We start from the raw sequence: 16,091 nt of genomic DNA on the forward strand, positions 1-16,091 counted from the left end.
GCTCCTCAGTCGACGACCGTGACGGTGCCGGTGGCGCCGTCCACGGTCACGGTCTGGCCGTCGCGCAGGCGCCGGCTCGCGTCCGCGGCCGACACCACGCAGGGCACTCCCAATTCGCGGCTGACGATCACGGCGTGGCTGACCGTGGCGCCCTGGTCCACCACGACCCCCGATGCCGCCACGAACAACGGCGTCCACGACGAATCGGTGATGCTGGTGACCAGCACCTCGCCCGCTTCCAGCCCGCGCGGATCGGCGGGGTCGCTGACGATGCGCACCCGGCCGGTGACGGTGCCCGGGCAGCCCGGCACGCCCTGCAGCACCTCTCCGGGCTCGACCGGCGAGACGTCGGAGGTCCGGCGGCGCCACGTCTGCACCGGCGGGACCTCGCCCGCGACGATGAACGGCGCCTCGAGCTCGCCGAGCTCGGCCATCTGCGCCTTGCGCTCGGGCACCAGGTGAGCGAGCGAGTCCGGATCGGCCAGCAGCTCGGTCCACTCGTCGTCGGTCAACAGCCCGAAATCCTCGATCTCAGCGAACACCCCGCGCTCGACGAAGCGGCGCCCCAGCTCCCGCATCGCCACGCGGCCCTCGTGCACCAGGGTGATGACGTTGGACTTGGTCCTCTCCCGGCTGGTGAGGAACGTCTTCGCGGACTGCACGGCCGCGAGGAACTGGCCGTGCAATTCGGGCTGGTCGGCAAGCTTGCTCGCGATCTGCTCGATCGCGAGCTCGCGTTCCCGGGCGAGCCGGTCCCGCGCGAGCACCGGATCCGCCTCGTCGGGGGCGTTGCGCATCCGGTCGATGGCCGCCCACGCCAGTTCCGGGTGGGTCTCGAAGGTCCGCGACCGCATCTCGTACTCGTTGAAACCGCGCGCCCCGAAGTCGAAGACGAACTGGTCGAACGCGGCGACGAACCGCTCACCTGCCGCACCGAGCGCCGCCAGCCGGTCGCGCAGCCCCAGCAAACCTGCGTCAAATGCCGCGGCGAGCTCGGTGGAGCCGCGCACCGTCCGCGACAGCTTCCACAACGCGGACGCGGGTTTGGCGCTGTCGACCTCGCCGAGCCCCGAGATGAACTTGGTGACCAGGGCGGGGTCACCCAGTTCTGCTGCGACGGCGCCCAGAATTCCCGGTGCCACGAGGGAGCAGTGGGTGACGAAGATGTGGTCGACCCACAGCCCGCGCCAGTAGGTGTTGATGAGGTGGCGGGTGCGTTCGAGCAGCTCGGCGTCGCTGAGCTCGCGGAGGTCGGGCCGCTCGGCGCGGATGGACTTGATCTTCTCGGCGGTCTCCTGCAGCCCGTCGACCTCGGTCGCGGTGAGGATCCATTCGAGGGTCTTGCCGCTGCGTTCGGCGTGCACCGGGCTTTCGTCGTCCGGCCCCGGCACGTACGGAGGGGCGCTCGCCGCCTCAGCGCCGAAGAACGTCGCGTCGATGGCCTCCGGCGACAGCCCCGGGACGCGCGCCCCGAAGATCCGTGTGATGCTCACGTTCAGGTAGGCGTAGCCGCCGAAAACACCGAGCGATTCCATGACACCCGGGGTGAACTCGTCGGCGTCGACCGCGCCGAAGCGTTCCAGAGCCTCGATCCAACCGGGCTCCGCGTGCGGAATTCCCCAGATGGTCCAGGAGAACGGCGCCACCGGATCCGGGAACACCTCGCCGACGTTGCCGCGGGTGTAGATCGGGAACTCCGGGCTCGGATCGTTGTCCACAACCCAACGCTGGGGCATAGGGACTCCTCTTGGTCAGGGCCGGCTCGTGCCGGCCGACTGGTCCATCAGGGCTCGACGAACGGGAGAGCGCGGTACCAGATGTCGCCGGCGGCCCGCCCCATCCGGGTGAGCTGCTCGGCGCGCGGCGCTTCGCGCGGAACGCCGATCTTGACGTAGGCGAGCTGGTCGGTCATGGCACCGAGCGACTCGGCGAGCATTTCGACGTCGCAATCGGGGTCGATGACCCCGCGCCGGACCAACGAGTTCACCCACCGCACGTTGCGCCGGGTGAACTCACCGCGGATGCGCAGCCACAGCTCGGCGAACCCCTCCGGATCCGCGGCGGACGCCTCTCTGGTGACGCGCATCAGGTGGCGATGCCGGGCGTAGGTCGTGAAGTACGCCGTCGTCGCGCGGATGAGAGCCGAACGCTCGTCCTCACCCGGTTCGGTCCGGCGGGACGTCTCCAGCAGGTCGCGCACGCACGGCTCGATCACCGCGACGAGGATCTCGCCCTTGCCGGCGAAGTGGCGGTAGAAGCTGCCGTGCGCGACACCGGCGTTCTGGACGATGTCGGCGATGCGGGTCGAGTTGTACCCGAACTCCGCGAAGCACGCGCTCGCCGCCGCCACCAGTGCCGCCCGGGTCCGGGCCCCGCGCTCGGTGGCCGCGCCTTTCGCGAACAGCTCGGCGACGTCGCTGTCCAGCCTGGTCCCCGAAGCTTGCGAGGAGCTGTCCCCAGCCCCAGCCTCGATGCGACTTGTCGTCACTTTGGACCTCCTAGGAATTGAATCGTCGCCAGATCTGATCGCGACGGCGGTAATTGACGCACGCCACATTACCGTTGTCAAGCACGGTCAATGGAGCCGCGACACCCAGTTCCAGTATTGCGCGCCGCCGGAACGCTGTGCTTACCTAAGTCCACCAATGTGACGTCGAGTCACATCGAAGGCCGATGGAGTCCGAGGTATCCATGTACCCAACTCAGCACGCAGCGGTCGCGCCGGATCGCCCGGCGATCGTCATGGCCGGCAGCGGTGCGAGCCGCAGCTATCGCGAGCTCGACGACAACAGCGCGCGCCTGGCCGCATGGCTCCGGCGGGCCGGAGCCAGCACCGGTGACGTCGTGCTCGTCTGCCTGGAGAACGACGTGCGGTGGGCCGAGATCATCTGGGCCTGCCTGCGCAGCGGCCTGTACGTCGCGCCGGTGAACTGGCACCTGACCGCGGCCGAGCTGGTCCCCTTGCTGGAAGACGCGGCACCGGTAGCGGTGATCACGTCCTCCCGTTTGTTCAACGCGATCGAAGAGGCCGCGGAGCAGGCCGGAACCGCTCCTGCGTGGCTCGTCGTCAGCAGGTCGGATTCCCCGCAGGCCAACGACGGCGCGGGAACCGCGCCCATCGACTACGACGCAACGCTGGCAGACGCGGATCCGGATCCAACCGCGGAGGACATCGCGGGCTCCCGCCTGCTGTTCAGCTCCGGCACCACGGGGCGTCCCAAGCCCTTCCGGCAACCGCTGCCCGGCGTGCACCCGAGTGCTGTGCCGGTCCGGCTCGGTCCGCTGCTCACCCGGCTCCGCTTCGACGTCGAACCCGGGGATTCGCTGGTCTACCTTTCGACGGGGCCCGCCTACCACGCAGCGCCGTTCGCGTTCATGCAGACGGTGCACCAGCTGGGCGGCACGGTCGTGATGATGGAGCGGTTCGACGCGCGGGAATCCTTGGCCGCCATCGAACGCCACCGGGTGACGCACAGCCAGTGGGTGCCGACCATGTTCGTCCGCCTGCTGCGGCTCGATCCCGAGGTCCGCGACGCGTTCGACCTGAGCACCCACCGCGTCGCGGTGCACGCCGGAGCGCCCTGCCCACCGGAGGTCAAGCGCGCGATGCTCGACTGGTGGGGCCCCGTGCTCTACGAGTACTACGGCGCGTCGGAAGGGCACGGCCACACCACCATCGGCCCGGAAGAATGGCTGGCCCACCCCGGCTCGGTGGGCAGACCGGTGTCCGGCCACGTCGAGATCCGCGACGAGAACGGCACCGCGCTGCCCGCCGGGGAGACCGGCCGCGTCTGGTTCGTGCGCAACGGGGCCGAGGGCCAGATGGGCGACCTCGGTTCGCTCGACGACGATGGCTTCCTCCACCTGACCGGGCGTGTGGGCCAGACGATCATCACCGGTGGGGTGAACGTCTACCCCCGCGAGATCGAGGACGTGCTGGCGCCGCATCCGGCGGTCCGCGACGTCGCCGTCCTGGGCGTGCCCGATGCGGAGTTCGGCGAGCAGGTCAAAGCGGTCGTCGAACCTCGCGACGCCGCTTCGGCCGGACCGGAGCTCGAACGGGAGCTGATCGAGTACTGCCGCGCACGGCTCTCGCACTTCAAATGCCCCCGTTCGGTGGATTTCACCGACCGCCTCCCCCGGACCGAGACGGGCAAGATCCTCGCCGCACCGCTGCGGTCCGCGTACTGGCCGTCTCCTGCCCCGACCGAAAGGACGACGAGCTGATGCAGCTGCTGCTCATCCGGCACGGACGGCCGGTGCGCGCCGAAGCCGCCTCCGGCGGGGTCGACCCCGGGCTCACCCCGGAAGGTGCGCTGCAGGCCGAACAACTGGCGGAGTTCCTCACCCGCCCCGGAGCCCGCGAGATCCACGCCGTCCACAGCAGCCCCATGAACAGGGCGCGCGAAACCGCCACTCCGCTGGCGAAGAAGCTGGGGGTATCCGTGGTCGAGGACGACGGCATCGTCGAGTTCGACCACGGAGCCCCGATCTACATCCCCGCCGAGGAGTACCGCGGCGACCGGCGACGCCAGTGGGAGGAGCTGCTCCAAGGACGCTGGCACGGCTACGAGTTCGACATGGACGGATTCCGGCGCCGCGTCGTCGAGTCGATCGAGCGCGTCGCCGCCACGAGCTCCCACCAAACGGTCGCGATCGTCTGCCACAGCGGCGTGATCAACGCCTACCTCGCGCACGTCCTCGGCACGGCGGAGCCCATGTTCTTCACACCCGACTACACCTCGGTCAGCCGAGTCGTCGCCGCCGGGGACGGGTACCGCATGCTGCGAACTGCGAACGAGACCACGCACCTGCACTGGTCCCCCTGACGACGCGAACGAGCGGCACCTTGCCGGATCTCAACGAGGAGGTTTCCGATGAGCGCACCCAACACCGCGGTACCGACGAATCCCGTGACGACCGCCGAGACGATGCGGCTGCATTGCCTGCACGTGCTGCGCATCGCGGGCTTCGCCTCGCCGACCGCGGTCGCCGGTTTCACCGGCCTCGACGTCGGTACCGTCGAGGCCGAACTCGACGCCGCCACCGAAGCCGAGCTGTGCGTGCGCCGGGACGGGCGGATCGCCGGGCACGCGCTCACCGCCGCCGGTCGTGCCTGGCACGCTGAGGAGTTGGCCGCGGAACTCGAACGCCTCGGGGGCCGGTCTGCCGTCGAAGCGGCTGATGCGACCTTCGTCGAGCTGAATGGGCCGTTCAAACAGCTCTGCACCGACTGGCAGGTCCGCGACGGCGCCCCGAACGACCACGGCGATCCCGGCTACGACCGCCAGATCGTCGACCGGCTGGCCGAGCTGCACCCCGCCGCTGTCCGCCTGACCACCGAACTTGCGCGTGCGGTGCCGCGATACGGGTGGTACCCGCCACGTCTGGAGAACGCCTGGCGTCGCATCAGCAACGGCGAAGCGCGCGCCTTCACCTCCCCTATGGCCGACAGCTACCACGACACGTGGATGGCGCTGCACCAGGACCTCATGAGCACGCTCGGCAGGCAGCGCTCCGCGAACGACGGACACTGAGGCGGAATCCCGTGACCAAGAACAGCAATTCCTCCGATCCGGCCTACGCTTTCGACCACCCGCACGCACGACCACCGCGTGAGCTCACCGACCTGCTCGGCGGAAAAGGTGCGGGACTGGCCGAGATGACGTCCGTGCTGGGGCTTCCAGTACCACCCGGATTCACCCTCACCGTCGATGTCTGCCGGGAGCACCTGCGATCGGGATGGCCGCAGTCGCTGGACAGCGCGGTCCGCGCCCACTGCGAACGCCTGGAGGCGCAGGTGGGCCGCAAGCTCGGCGATCCGGCCGATCCGCTGCTGCTCGCAGTGCGCAGCGGAGCCCCCCGCTCGATGCCCGGAATGCTCGACACGGTGCTCAACCTCGGCCTCAACGACGAGACCGTCGATGGACTTGCGAAGGTCTCCGGAAGCCCCGAGTTCGCCTGGGACAGCTACCGGCGGTTCCTGCGGATGTTCGCCACCACAGTCCTCGGGGTGCCCGACGACCGCCTCGACCTGACCGCGACACCAGCAGATCCCCTGGCCGAGGTTGCCCGGTTGCGGGAGCGCATCGCGGAGGTCGCCGGACGACCGGTGCCGACCAACCCGGCAGACCAGCTGCGCGCGGCGATCGAAGCGGTGTTCCGGTCGTGGCAGAGCCCGCGCGCCCGGGCCTACCGCGAGCGCGAGAACGTGCCCGACGATTTGGGCACCGCTGTCAACGTGCAGGCGATGGTGTTCGGCAACCGCGACGACCGGTCCGGCACCGGGGTCGTGTTCACCCGCGATCCGTCGACGGGGCGCGATGGCCCCTACGGCGACTACCTGCCCGGAGCCCAAGGCGAGGATGTCGTCTCCGGCAGCGCTCACACCCAGCCGGTGACGGCGCTGGCCGAGCAACTCCCCGATGTCGCCGCCGAATTGCGCCGTCATCTGCGCGCCCTCGAACTGCACTACCGGGACTTGTGCGACGTCGAGTTCACGGTGGAGGCCGGCCGCCTGTGGGTGTTGCAGACCCGGGTGGGCAAACGCGGCGCCGTCGCCGCCGTTCGCACCGCCGTTGCGCTCGCGGAGGATCCGGACATCGCCCTCACCCCGGCTGAGGCGGTGGCCCGGGTCCCGCAGGAGGTCCGCGACAAGGCACGTGCCGAGGTCCTCGGATCCGCCGAGCACCAGGACACCGGGGTGGCAGCGCTGACGACGGGGCTGGGCGCCTCCCCGGGGCGGGTCTGCGGCTCCGCCGTCCTGGACGTGGACGCGGCATTGGCCGCGGACCGGCCGGTCATCCTCGTCCGGCCCGAGACCAGCCCCGAGGACGTCGCCGGGATGTCCGTCGCAGCCGGAATCCTCACCGGCCGCGGTGGTCTGGTGAGCCACGCCGCTGTGGTGGCGCGGGGCTGGGGCATTCCCGCCGTGGTGGGGGCCGAAGCGCTGCGGTTCGACGGGGAGACCGTCTCGGTGGGTTTGGACGGCCCGGTCATCCGCGCCGGCGACGAGATCACCATTGACGGAACCACGGGCGCCGTCTGGTCGGGACGTCTCGAAAGCAGCACCGACGACCGCCGTGATGACGCAGCGCTACTCGACGCTGAACTTCCCGAGCTGGGCGTCCTCGAGCAGTGGGCGCGCGAGATCGACGTGCGACCGCCGGAGTAGCACAGCCCGCCCGGCGTGCCGCGAGGTTCCACCAACGCGTTTCCGGACCTTTTCACCGAAGCACACCCAGGAGAACTGGCCATGAAGGTAACTGTCGACCGCAGCAAGTGCACCGCCCTCGGCGTTTGCGAGGCGATGGCGCCGAACGTGTTCGAAGTCAGCGAAGAAGGGGAGCTCGTCCTCCTCACCGAGACACCGGGTGATGACGTGATCGAAGAGGTCCGGGCCGCAGTGGAGGGCTGCCCGACCGAAGCGCTGCGGCTGGTGGCGGAATGACCGGCGGCCTGGTCGTCGTCGGCGCCTCGCTGGCCGGCCTCCGCGCCGTCGAAGCCGCGCGGTCCGCGGGCTTCGACGGGCCGATCACGCTGATCGGTGCCGAAGAGCACCTGCCCTACGACCGGCCACCGCTGTCCAAGGCCTACCTCGACGTCGCCGAACCGCCAGGAGTTTCCTTCCGGGAGGAGCACCACCTCCGCGCGGAACTCGAGGTCGAGCTGCGGCTCGGGGCGCCCGCGGACCAGCTCGACCCGGCACAGCGCATCGTGCGCGTCGACGGCCGGACCCTCCCCTACGACGCGCTCGTCATCGCCACGGGCGCGGCGGCTCGGCGCCTTCCGGGCGCGGACGGCGTCGCTGGAGTGCACACCCTGCGCACCCTCGACGACGCCATCGCAGTACGGGCCGCTCTCGACTCCGGGGCCCGGACGGTGGTGGTCGGCTGCGGCTTCATCGGTTCGGAGGTCGCCTCCGGAGCGCGCAAGCGCGGGCTCCCGGTGACGATCGTGGAGGCGGCACCGACACCGCTGGTGCGAGCGATCGGCGCGGAGATGGGCGAGGCGATCGCGGGCCTGCACCACCGCGCCGGAACCGACCTGAGGTGCGGAGTCGCGGTCGAACGGATCGAGTCCGAACGCGGTCACGTCCGGCGGGTCCACCTGACGGACGGCACCGCCATCGACGCCGACCTGGTCGTGGCGGGCATCGGGGCCGACCCGGCGACCTCGTGGCTGCGGGACTCGGGTCTGCGCATCGACAACGGCATCGTGTGCGACGCGACCCTGTCAGCCACCAGAGGCGTGCACGCAGCCGGCGACGTCACGCGCTGGCACAACCCGCTGTTCGACGAGGTCATGCGCATCGAGCACTGGACCGCTGCCGCCGAACAGGGCGCCGCGGCCGCCCGCAACGCACTCGCCCCCGAAGCGGCCAAGCCGTACTCGACGGTCCCCTACTTCTGGTCCGACTGGTACGAGCACCGCATCCAGTTCGTGGGCACCCCGGGCGCCGATGAGGTGCGGATCGTCTCCGGGGCCGCGGACGGCGATCGGTTCGTCGCGCTGTACCGCCGGGGCGACCGTCTGACGGGCGTGCTCACCCTCAACGGCCAGGCAGTGATCATGAAGTACCGCGGTCTGCTCACCCGCCGGGCGAGCTGGGCCGATGCCCTCGACTTCGCCGCCGCTCGCGCGAAGAAACCAGCCGGGCATCGCTGAAACCGCCGCATTCGTCGTGTTTCCAAGCAGAGGAGCAGTTGTCGTGCCTGTGCAGTTCGACGTCGATTCCACCGTTGCGGGAATCGTCCAGCGAACCGAGGACGTGGTCCGCGATGTGGTGTTGCCCCTGGAACTGCGCCACCGGGGTTCGGCCCACGACGCTCCTGATGAACTCCGGCGGGAGCTGCAGGACGCCGCTCGTGCGGCCCAGGTCTTCAGCCCCCACGTCAGCGCCGAGTTCGGCGGGCTGGGATTGGACATGCGGGACCGCGCCCCGGTGTTCGAGGCCGCGGGTTACTCGCTGTTCGGACCGCTCGCGTTGAACTGCGCGGCGCCGGATGAGGGCAACATGCACCTGTTGGAGCAGGTCGCGACTTCGCAGCAGAAGGAACGCTACCTGCGCCCGCTCGCCGCGGGTGAGACCCGGTCCTGCTTCGCCATGACCGAACCCGCACCAGGAGCCGGGTCTGACCCGAGCTCACTGGCCACCACCGCACGGCCCACCTCCGCCGGATGGTTGATCAACGGGCGCAAGTGGTTCATCACCGGGGCGAACAACGCCGGTTTCGCCATCGTCATGGCGCGCACCAGCGGCGAGCCCGGTTCCCGCGGTGGGGCCACCATGTTCCTGGTCGATGCGGGCACACCGGGCTTCAACCGGGTCCGGGACATCGAGACGCTCGACGAGAGCATGTTCGCCGGGCACGCCGAACTCGTCTTCGACGACGTCGAGGTCTCCTCCGACGCCGTCCTCGGTAAGGTCGACAAGGGATTCGAGTACGCACAGGTGCGCCTGGGACCGGCTCGGACCACGCACTGCATGCGCTGGCTGGGCACGGCTCGACGGGCGGCGGACATCGCCGCCGAACGCGCCGCGACCCGTCACGCGTTCGGCGGGCGGCTCGGCGATCTGGGCATGGTGCAGCAACTCCTGGCCGACAACGAGATCGACATCGAGGCGAGTCGCGCCCTTATCCTCAAGACCTGCTGGGACCTCGACACCGGAGCGCCTGCCGGACGCATCACCTCCATCACCAAGACGTTCGTGGCCGAAGCGGTCAACCGCGTGGTCGACCGCGCCCTGCAGGTGTGCGGTGCCCTCGGCATCTCCGGTGACGCTCCTCTGTCCCGGCTCTACCGGGAAGTGCGCCCGTTCCGGATCTACGACGGCCCGTCGGAGACGCACCGGTGGTCCATCGCCCGGCGAGTGGTCCGCGACGCGCAGCGACGACTGGAGGGCCCGCGTTGACACCCCCGGCCGAGGTACCGCCCGGAATCGACCTGCCCGCCCTGCAGAAGTTTTTCGACACCCACGTCCCCGGCACCGCTGGGCAACTCGAGGTCCGGCCCATCACCGGTGGCAAGTCCAACCTCACCTACGCCATCACCGACGGAACCCATCGCTGGGTGCTGCGCCGGCCTCCGCTGGGCCCGTTGACTCCCACCGCCCACGACATGGCCCGGGAGTTCCGCGTCGTGGCCGCCCTCCAAGGCACCGGCGTCCCCGTCGCCGATGCGGTCGCCCTGTGCGAGGACCCCGGTGTCCTCGGCGCGCCCTTCGCAGTCGTGTCCTATGTGGATGGACGAACGCTGCAGGACGGGCACGAAGCCGAGCAGCTCACACGCGAAGACGCGCGGCGTTGTTCGCTCGCGCTCGTCGACACCCTGGCAGCCCTGCACGAAGTGCCCTTCACCGAGGTCGGACTGGCCGATTTCGGTCGGCCGGAGGGCTATTTGAACCGGCAGGTCCGCCGATGGCGAGCCCAGTGGGACCGAGTCGCCACCCGGTCGCTGAACGCACTGGAGGTGCTGCACGACGGGCTCCAGCAAGCCGTGCCCGACCAGTCGGGCGCCGCCGTCGTGCACGGCGACTACCGGATCGACAACACCATCCTCGACGCGCAGGACGTCGGGCGGATCGCCGCGATCGTCGACTGGGAGATGTCCACCATCGGGGACCCGCTGGCCGACCTCGGCTTGTTGCAGGTCTACTGGAATCCCGTCACCGAACCCGTGCTGGGCGTCCGCCATGTGCCCAGCGCCAACTCCGGTTTTCTCTCCACCGCCGAGATCGCCGAGCGGTACGCCCACGCCAGCGGTCGCGACCTGTCCCAACTGCCGTTCTACCGCGCCCTGGGCTACTTCAAGATGGCCGTCATCGCCGAAGGCATCCACCAGCGCTACCTCGCCGGCCGCACCGTCGGCGACGGCTTCGACACCGTGGGACTCGCGGTCCCGCCGCTCGTGCAGGCCGGCCTCGACACCTTGGGAGCAGACAAATGAGCCGACGAACGGCGCTCGTCACCGGCGCTTCTCGCGGAATCGGCCTCGGCATCGCACAACGGCTGGCAGCAGCGGGATACGCCCTGACCCTGTCTGCTCGCAAGGAAGAACCGCTGCTGCACGCAGCGTCCGAACTCGCCGATGAGACCGGGACCGAGGTCGCACCGGTGGTCGGCAACCTGGCGACCGAGGACGATGTCCGGCAGCTCGCCGCCGCACACGAGGAGCGGTTCGGGGCCCTCGACCTGCTCGTGCTCAACGGCGGCGTGGGTTCGGCGGGCCCGGTCGCCGAGACGAAGATGAAGACCTACGACCTGGTGCTCAACGTCAACCTGCGCGCGCAGTTCCTGCTCATCCAGCAGTGCCTGCCGATGCTGCGGAAAGCCGCGGCCGCGCATCCGTCGCACGGCGGCAAAATCGTGGCGCTGGCTTCGATCACCGGGGTCGCCGGTGAACCGGGCCTCGCAGCTTATGGCGCCAGCAAAGCCGGCCTGATCTCGCTGTGCGAAACGGTCACCCTGGAGGAATCCGTGCACGGCGTCACCGCCACCGCCATCTCCCCAGGCTACGTCGACACCGACATGACCGAGTGGAAACGCGACGAGCTGGGCCAGGAATCGATGCTGAGCACCGCGGACGTGGCCGAACTCGTCCTCGCCATCACGCGCCTGTCCGCCCGTGCAGTGGTGCCCAACATGGTCCTGACCCGCGCCGGCGAGCAGATCTGGCGCGCATGACGTCTCCCCAGGAGGAACAGCAGACATGAACAACGCCGTGATCGTGGACGCGCTCCGCACGCCATCGGGAAAGGGGAAGCCGGGCGGTGCCCTGTCCGGCATCCACCCCGCCGACCTCCTCTCGCACGTGCTGCGTGCGCTGCTCGAACGAAACGACTTGGACCCGGCGCTCGTCGACGACGTGATCGGCGGCTGCGTTGACCAGGCGGGCGAACAGGCCCTCAACATCACCCGGACCGCCGTGCTCGGCGCTGGCTTCCCCGAAACCGTTCCCGCTACCACCGTCGACCGTCAATGCGGATCCAGCCAGCAGGCGGCGCACTTCGCCGCCCAGGGCATCATGGCCGGTGCTTACGACATCGCCATCGCCTGCGGTGTCGAGTCGATGAGCCGAGTGCCTATGGGCAGCACCACCCTTGGCAAGAACCCGCACGGCACCGCGATGGCCGCGCGGTTCCCCGACGGGCTCGTCAACCAGGGCATCTCGGCGGAGATCATCGCCGCGCACTGGGATCTCGATCGATCCACATTGGACGAATACGCGGCCCGATCACACACCCGAGCCGCGGAAACCGCCGCTGCAGGCGGTTTCGATGCCGAGACCGTCCCGGTCGACATCGGCGGGCCGCAAGCAGTCACGAAGGACGAAACGATCCGCGCGAGCACGACGGCCGAAGGACTCGCCGCACTCAAACCGGCATTCACCGACCCGGAGCTCGGCGAGCGCTTTCCCGAGATCGACTGGCGCATCACCCCCGGTAACTCCTCCCCGCTGACCGACGGAGCCTCCGCCGTGCTCATCATGAGCGAAGCGAGCGCGAACGCCCTCGGCTTGCGCCCACTCGCCCGGTTCCACACCTTCGCGGTCACCGGCAGTGATCCCCTCCTCATGCTGACCGGCGTCATCCCCGCCTCCCGGAGAGCCCTCGAACGTTCCGGACTTTCCCTCGACCAGATCGACGCCTACGAGGTCAACGAGGCGTTCGCCCCGGTCCCGCTGGTCTGGCAACGCGAACTGGACGCCGACCCGGCACGTCTGAACCCGCGCGGCGGCGCGATCGCCCTCGGACACCCCCTCGGCGCCTCCGGCACCCGCCTGCTGACCACCCTGGTGCACCACCTGCAAGCCACCGGAGGCCGCTACGGGCTGCAAACCATGTGCGAAGCCGGCGGTATGGCCAACGCCACCATCATCGAACGCCTTTAACAACCGGAGCCCCCGAATGCACATCGCTGGAACCTCTGCCCTGATCACCGGTGGGGCCTCTGGGCTCGGTCTGGCAACCGCCCGGCGGTTGGCCGCCGCGGGCGTGATGGTCACCCTCCTCGACCTGCCGACGGCCACCGGAGAGGAAGCCGCCAATTCCATTGGAGACAAAGCGACTTTCGCTCCGGCCGACGTGACGAGTCCCGAACAAGTGGGTGCCGCAGTCGCGCTCGCGGCGGAACGAGGACCGCTTCGGATCGTCGTCAACTGCGCCGGGATCGGGAACCCCGGTCGCACCGTCGGCAAGAACGGCCCGCTGTCCTTGGAAAGCTTCCGCAAGGTCGTGGAGGTCAACCTCATCGGGACGTTCAACGTGATCCGCCTCGCCGCAGCACACATGGTCGACGGCGAACTCAGCGGGGAGGAACGCGGGGTGATCGTCAACACCGCATCGGTAGCGGCCTTCGACGGCCAGATCGGCCAAGCCTCCTACTCGGCTTCCAAAGGCGGAATCGTGGGAATGACACTGCCCATCGCACGTGATCTCGCCAACCGCCAGATCCGCGTGGTCACCATCGCCCCCGGCATGTTCGCAACGCCCATCCTCACCGGACTCTCCGACGACTCCCGACGTTCGCTCGAATCTCAGGTCCCCCACCCGTCCCGCCTCGGCGACCCCGACGAGTACGCGGCGCTCGTCGAGCACATCGCAGCGAACCCCATGCTCAACGGCGAGGTCATCCGTCTCGACGGCGCGATCCGCATGTCTCCGCGCTGACTCCGCGCCGAAGAAGCCTTGATCAATCTCGACACCGTTAGTGCCCCTGAGCCCGCAGATGGCCTCCGCTGCCTTCTTTCGGCGAGAGAACGGTCGGGCCAAGGTGTAGCGGCAGGCAAGTGGGGTGTCCCCGGGCTTCTGCCGTGCATCCGATCGCGCATGCCTTCGTGCAAGAACCAGGTCACCGCCCTGCGGTCATGGAGCTCCCCTCGGATGCCTCGGCGATGGATCGCGTTTGCGCCGCATTCGCCGCTCATTTCGAGATGATCCTCAAGGAATCCGCCTACACCGCCGCCGCCATGCGCACCATGACCCAACTGCCCCCTGAGATCCGGACGCGGCAGTTGGATGGACAGCGCGCCCATGGCGAGATGTGGCGCAGCTTGATCACTGCAGCCGCTGACGCAGGCGAGATCGACCCGGAGCTCGACCTGCGCGCCACCAGGATGCTCCTGCTGGGGGCTGTCAACTGGGCAGTGGAGTGGTGGAGCCCCCACCAGGGTTCCATTGAGGACATCACGGCGACGATTGAACGCTTCGTCCGCAACGCGCTGACCGACTCAGCTCGCAGGAAAGAGGGCAGCACGCCCACGATTCAACCACGAAGTGGCCTGATCCCGCAGTTCGCCGCTCCACCTGAGTAAGAAGTGCAGGTCGACGGACATCCGCCCAGGCCAACGCCCTCGTTGAACTCGCTGGACGGTGCCGGTTACCCGTGCGACCGGCACCATCAGGAGAACCGCTGAATCAGGAGGCGGTTTCGGTGGCGGGGCGCTTGTGCATCAGCCCGGCGCGGTCCGCCGTGCAAACGACCTCATCGCGCTGGTCGATCCCGTAGTGCCGGAACTGCACGATTCACAGGACGGCGATATCGAGCACCTCGCCGCGTCGACCGCACGAGCGAAGTCTCCACATCAATCGCGACCACGTGCGATCACCCAGCGCCGTCGTCAAACCCGATGGATCGACAATCAGGGCATTGAGTTTCAATTTCTGTTAAACACTGTTTCCTCGATCGAGTCGGCCATCCCAGCGGAACGAGGTCACGGATGCAGCACCAGCCTCTGAAGGGCATTCGAATCCTGGAGCTCGGGGCTGCATCTCCCTGCCCTACGCGCGGAAACCCCGATCATGGAAGCCGTCAGCACGGTGACCATCGATGCCGTGACCCAGTACTTCGACTCTGGGCAGAGCCCCACCCGGGAAACCCGGCACCCGCAGGCGCAGAACTTCTGCCTCCGGACCGCATCCGGCGCGTACCGAGTGGTGCAGTCGTCCTGGGTGGGAGGAATTCATCCCAGGATAAATGCATCAGGGGATGAAAACTTCGGTTTGTGCGATCCCCGGCGAAGTGTGAGTCTTTGCATCACCGGCGGAACAGCCGGTACGGCAACACTTCGAGCCGATCACGGCTACTTCCGTTCGAGCTCACCGGTGTGGGTGCAGCTGAAAGCGTGAGCCGTTGGCACGGCCGCAGAACTCGTCAGGAGACAGAGCATGGAATCGGTGCGCTTCAAGAACCGGACCTGGGACGTGGCAGCAGACCTCCGATTCCCGGAAGGCTTCGACAAGACCGAGAAGTACCCGGCGATCATCTGCGCCCACCCCATCAGCAGCTGCAAGGAGCAGACCGCCGGCAACATCTACGCCCAGCGGCTCACCGAGCTGGGCTACGTGACCCTCACCTTCGACGCCTCCCACCAGGGCGAGAGCGGCGGCGAACCCCGCTACCTCGAAGACCCCGCCACCCGGGTCGAGGATTTCCGGTGCGCGGTCGACTACCTGGTCAGCCTGGACCACATCGACGCAGATCGCATCGGTGTGCTGGGAGTCTGCGGCGGCGGTGGCTACGCGACCAACGCCACCATGACCGACCACCGGATCAAGGCACTGGCCACTGTGGTCGGTGCCAACTACGGGCGGCTCGTGCGCGAAGGCGGCCTGGCCGCGCTCGAGGCCATCGGGCAGCAGCGGACCGCCGAAGCCCGCGGCACCGAGCCGGTGCTCACCACTTACTGCCCCAACTCCCCCGAAGAGCTGGAGCAGGCCGGGATCACCGACATCGATGTCGTCGAGGCCGTCGACTACTACCGCACTCCGCGGGCTCAGAGCCCTGGCTCGCCGAACAAGCTGCGCCTGTCCGGGCTCGAAGCCGCCTTCGGCTTCGACGCTTACCACTTGGCCGACAAGCTGCTGACCCAGCCGCTGCAGATCATCGTGGGCAGCGTGCCGGGCGCGTTCGGCTCCTACCGGGACGGATTCGAGCTCTTCGACAAGGCGCGCTCCGAGCACAAGGACATCTTCGTCGTCGAAGGCGCCAGCCACTACGACCTCTACGACCAGCCGGACGCCGTCGACCAGGCCTTCACCAAGCTGGAGCCCTTCTTCAAGGAAAACCTCTGACGCAGCAGTCCGAAAC

At 68.8% G+C, this 16,091-nt stretch carries 16 protein-coding genes; 14 read left to right on the forward strand and 2 right to left on the reverse strand.

Annotation, left to right across the window (positions count from 1 at the left end; genetic code table 11):
* Window positions 1-5 precede the first annotated feature (5 nt).
* Together OU415_RS25520 and OU415_RS25525 are read right to left on the reverse strand one after the other, a co-directional pair.
* Window positions 6-1,736 (reverse strand): PEP-utilizing enzyme, encoded by a 1,731-nt coding sequence (locus OU415_RS25520; RefSeq protein WP_270951738.1) that lies wholly within the window; start codon window positions 1,734-1,736, stop codon window positions 6-8.
* A 47-nt stretch (window positions 1,737-1,783) separates the two neighbouring features.
* The gene (locus tag OU415_RS25525) at window positions 1,784-2,488 is read right to left on the reverse strand and encodes a TetR/AcrR family transcriptional regulator (protein WP_270951739.1); all 705 of its coding nucleotides are present in this window, start codon (window positions 2,486-2,488) and stop codon (window positions 1,784-1,786) included.
* A 203-nt stretch (window positions 2,489-2,691) separates the two neighbouring features.
* On the opposite strand from OU415_RS25525, the gene OU415_RS25530 reads away from it, so the two are divergent.
* The 14 genes from OU415_RS25530 (at window position 2,692) to OU415_RS25595 (ending at window position 16,075) form a co-directional block, all read left to right on the forward strand.
* Complete coding sequence (locus tag OU415_RS25530) at window positions 2,692-4,227, forward strand: AMP-binding protein (protein ID WP_270951740.1); 1,536 nt, start codon at window positions 2,692-2,694, stop codon at window positions 4,225-4,227.
* A complete protein-coding gene (locus OU415_RS25535; protein ID WP_270951741.1) occupies window positions 4,227-4,829 on the forward strand; it encodes a histidine phosphatase family protein in 603 nt (200 codons plus the stop codon). Before OU415_RS25530 ends, OU415_RS25535 begins: the two co-directional genes overlap by 1 nt.
* Before the next feature lie 48 nt (window positions 4,830-4,877).
* Window positions 4,878-5,537, forward strand: coding sequence for a MarR family winged helix-turn-helix transcriptional regulator (locus OU415_RS25540; RefSeq protein WP_270951742.1), 660 nt, complete (start codon window positions 4,878-4,880; stop codon window positions 5,535-5,537).
* 11 nt (window positions 5,538-5,548) lie between these two features.
* Window positions 5,549-7,174 carry a pyruvate, phosphate dikinase gene (locus tag OU415_RS25545; protein ID WP_270951743.1) on the forward strand — a complete coding sequence of 542 codons (1,626 nt, stop codon included), beginning with the start codon at window positions 5,549-5,551 and terminating at the stop codon, window positions 7,172-7,174.
* A gap of 81 nt (window positions 7,175-7,255) precedes the next feature.
* Window positions 7,256-7,450 carry a ferredoxin gene (locus OU415_RS25550; protein WP_270951744.1) on the forward strand — a complete coding sequence of 65 codons (195 nt, stop codon included), beginning with the start codon at window positions 7,256-7,258 and terminating at the stop codon, window positions 7,448-7,450.
* On the forward strand, window positions 7,447-8,667 hold the full coding sequence (locus OU415_RS25555; protein ID WP_270951745.1) for an NAD(P)/FAD-dependent oxidoreductase: 1,221 nt from the start codon (window positions 7,447-7,449) through the stop codon (window positions 8,665-8,667). The genes OU415_RS25550 and OU415_RS25555 overlap by 4 nt, the downstream gene beginning before the upstream one ends.
* Window positions 8,668-8,710: 43 nt before the next feature.
* Window positions 8,711-9,916: an acyl-CoA dehydrogenase family protein gene (locus tag OU415_RS25560; protein WP_270951746.1), complete on the forward strand. Its 1,206-nt coding sequence runs from the start codon at window positions 8,711-8,713 to the stop codon at window positions 9,914-9,916.
* Window positions 9,913-10,950, forward strand: a complete 1,038-nt coding sequence (locus OU415_RS25565) for a phosphotransferase family protein (protein ID WP_270951747.1) — start codon at window positions 9,913-9,915, stop codon at window positions 10,948-10,950. Before OU415_RS25560 ends, OU415_RS25565 begins: the two co-directional genes overlap by 4 nt.
* The gene (locus OU415_RS25570; protein ID WP_270951748.1) at window positions 10,947-11,687 is read left to right on the forward strand and encodes an SDR family NAD(P)-dependent oxidoreductase; all 741 of its coding nucleotides are present in this window, start codon (window positions 10,947-10,949) and stop codon (window positions 11,685-11,687) included. Before OU415_RS25565 ends, OU415_RS25570 begins: the two co-directional genes overlap by 4 nt.
* Before the next feature lie 25 nt (window positions 11,688-11,712).
* On the forward strand, window positions 11,713-12,894 hold the full coding sequence (locus OU415_RS25575) for a thiolase family protein (protein ID WP_270951749.1): 1,182 nt from the start codon (window positions 11,713-11,715) through the stop codon (window positions 12,892-12,894).
* Between the two features lie 16 nt (window positions 12,895-12,910).
* The gene (locus OU415_RS25580) at window positions 12,911-13,672 is read left to right on the forward strand and encodes an SDR family NAD(P)-dependent oxidoreductase (protein ID WP_270951750.1); all 762 of its coding nucleotides are present in this window, start codon (window positions 12,911-12,913) and stop codon (window positions 13,670-13,672) included.
* A gap of 143 nt (window positions 13,673-13,815) precedes the next feature.
* A complete protein-coding gene (locus tag OU415_RS25585) occupies window positions 13,816-14,316 on the forward strand; it encodes a TetR/AcrR family transcriptional regulator (protein ID WP_270951751.1) in 501 nt (166 codons plus the stop codon).
* A gap of 58 nt (window positions 14,317-14,374) precedes the next feature.
* Window positions 14,375-14,740: a hypothetical protein gene (locus tag OU415_RS25590; RefSeq protein WP_270951752.1), complete on the forward strand. Its 366-nt coding sequence runs from the start codon at window positions 14,375-14,377 to the stop codon at window positions 14,738-14,740.
* Window positions 14,741-15,169: 429 nt separating this feature from the next.
* On the forward strand, window positions 15,170-16,075 hold the full coding sequence (locus OU415_RS25595) for an alpha/beta hydrolase (protein ID WP_270951753.1): 906 nt from the start codon (window positions 15,170-15,172) through the stop codon (window positions 16,073-16,075).
* The last annotated feature ends 16 nt before the right edge of the window (window positions 16,076-16,091 follow it).

Origin of the sequence: Saccharopolyspora oryzae (assembly GCF_027853915.1) — a bacterium.
Taxonomy (GTDB): domain Bacteria; phylum Actinomycetota; class Actinomycetes; order Mycobacteriales; family Pseudonocardiaceae; genus Saccharopolyspora; species Saccharopolyspora oryzae.

What these genes read in the sequence shown, in the direction of transcription:
- OU415_RS25555 (WP_270951745.1), top strand. Translation starts at nt 7,447, where the DNA reads ATGACCGGCGGCCTGGTCGTCGTCGGCGCCTCGCTGGCCGGCCTCCGC.
- OU415_RS25530 (WP_270951740.1), top strand. Translation starts at nt 2,692, where the DNA reads ATGTACCCAACTCAGCACGCAGCGGTCGCGCCGGATCGCCCGGCGATC.
- OU415_RS25550 (WP_270951744.1), top strand. Translation starts at nt 7,256, where the DNA reads ATGAAGGTAACTGTCGACCGCAGCAAGTGCACCGCCCTCGGCGTTTGC.
- OU415_RS25540 (WP_270951742.1), top strand. Translation starts at nt 4,878, where the DNA reads ATGAGCGCACCCAACACCGCGGTACCGACGAATCCCGTGACGACCGCC.
- OU415_RS25580 (WP_270951750.1), top strand. Translation starts at nt 12,911, where the DNA reads ATGCACATCGCTGGAACCTCTGCCCTGATCACCGGTGGGGCCTCTGGG.
- OU415_RS25570 (WP_270951748.1), top strand. Translation starts at nt 10,947, where the DNA reads ATGAGCCGACGAACGGCGCTCGTCACCGGCGCTTCTCGCGGAATCGGC.
- OU415_RS25535 (WP_270951741.1), top strand. Translation starts at nt 4,227, where the DNA reads ATGCAGCTGCTGCTCATCCGGCACGGACGGCCGGTGCGCGCCGAAGCC.
- OU415_RS25595 (WP_270951753.1), top strand. Translation starts at nt 15,170, where the DNA reads ATGGAATCGGTGCGCTTCAAGAACCGGACCTGGGACGTGGCAGCAGAC.
- OU415_RS25520 (WP_270951738.1), bottom strand. Translation starts at nt 1,736, where the DNA reads ATGCCCCAGCGTTGGGTTGTGGACAACGATCCGAGCCCGGAGTTCCCG.
- OU415_RS25575 (WP_270951749.1), top strand. Translation starts at nt 11,713, where the DNA reads ATGAACAACGCCGTGATCGTGGACGCGCTCCGCACGCCATCGGGAAAG.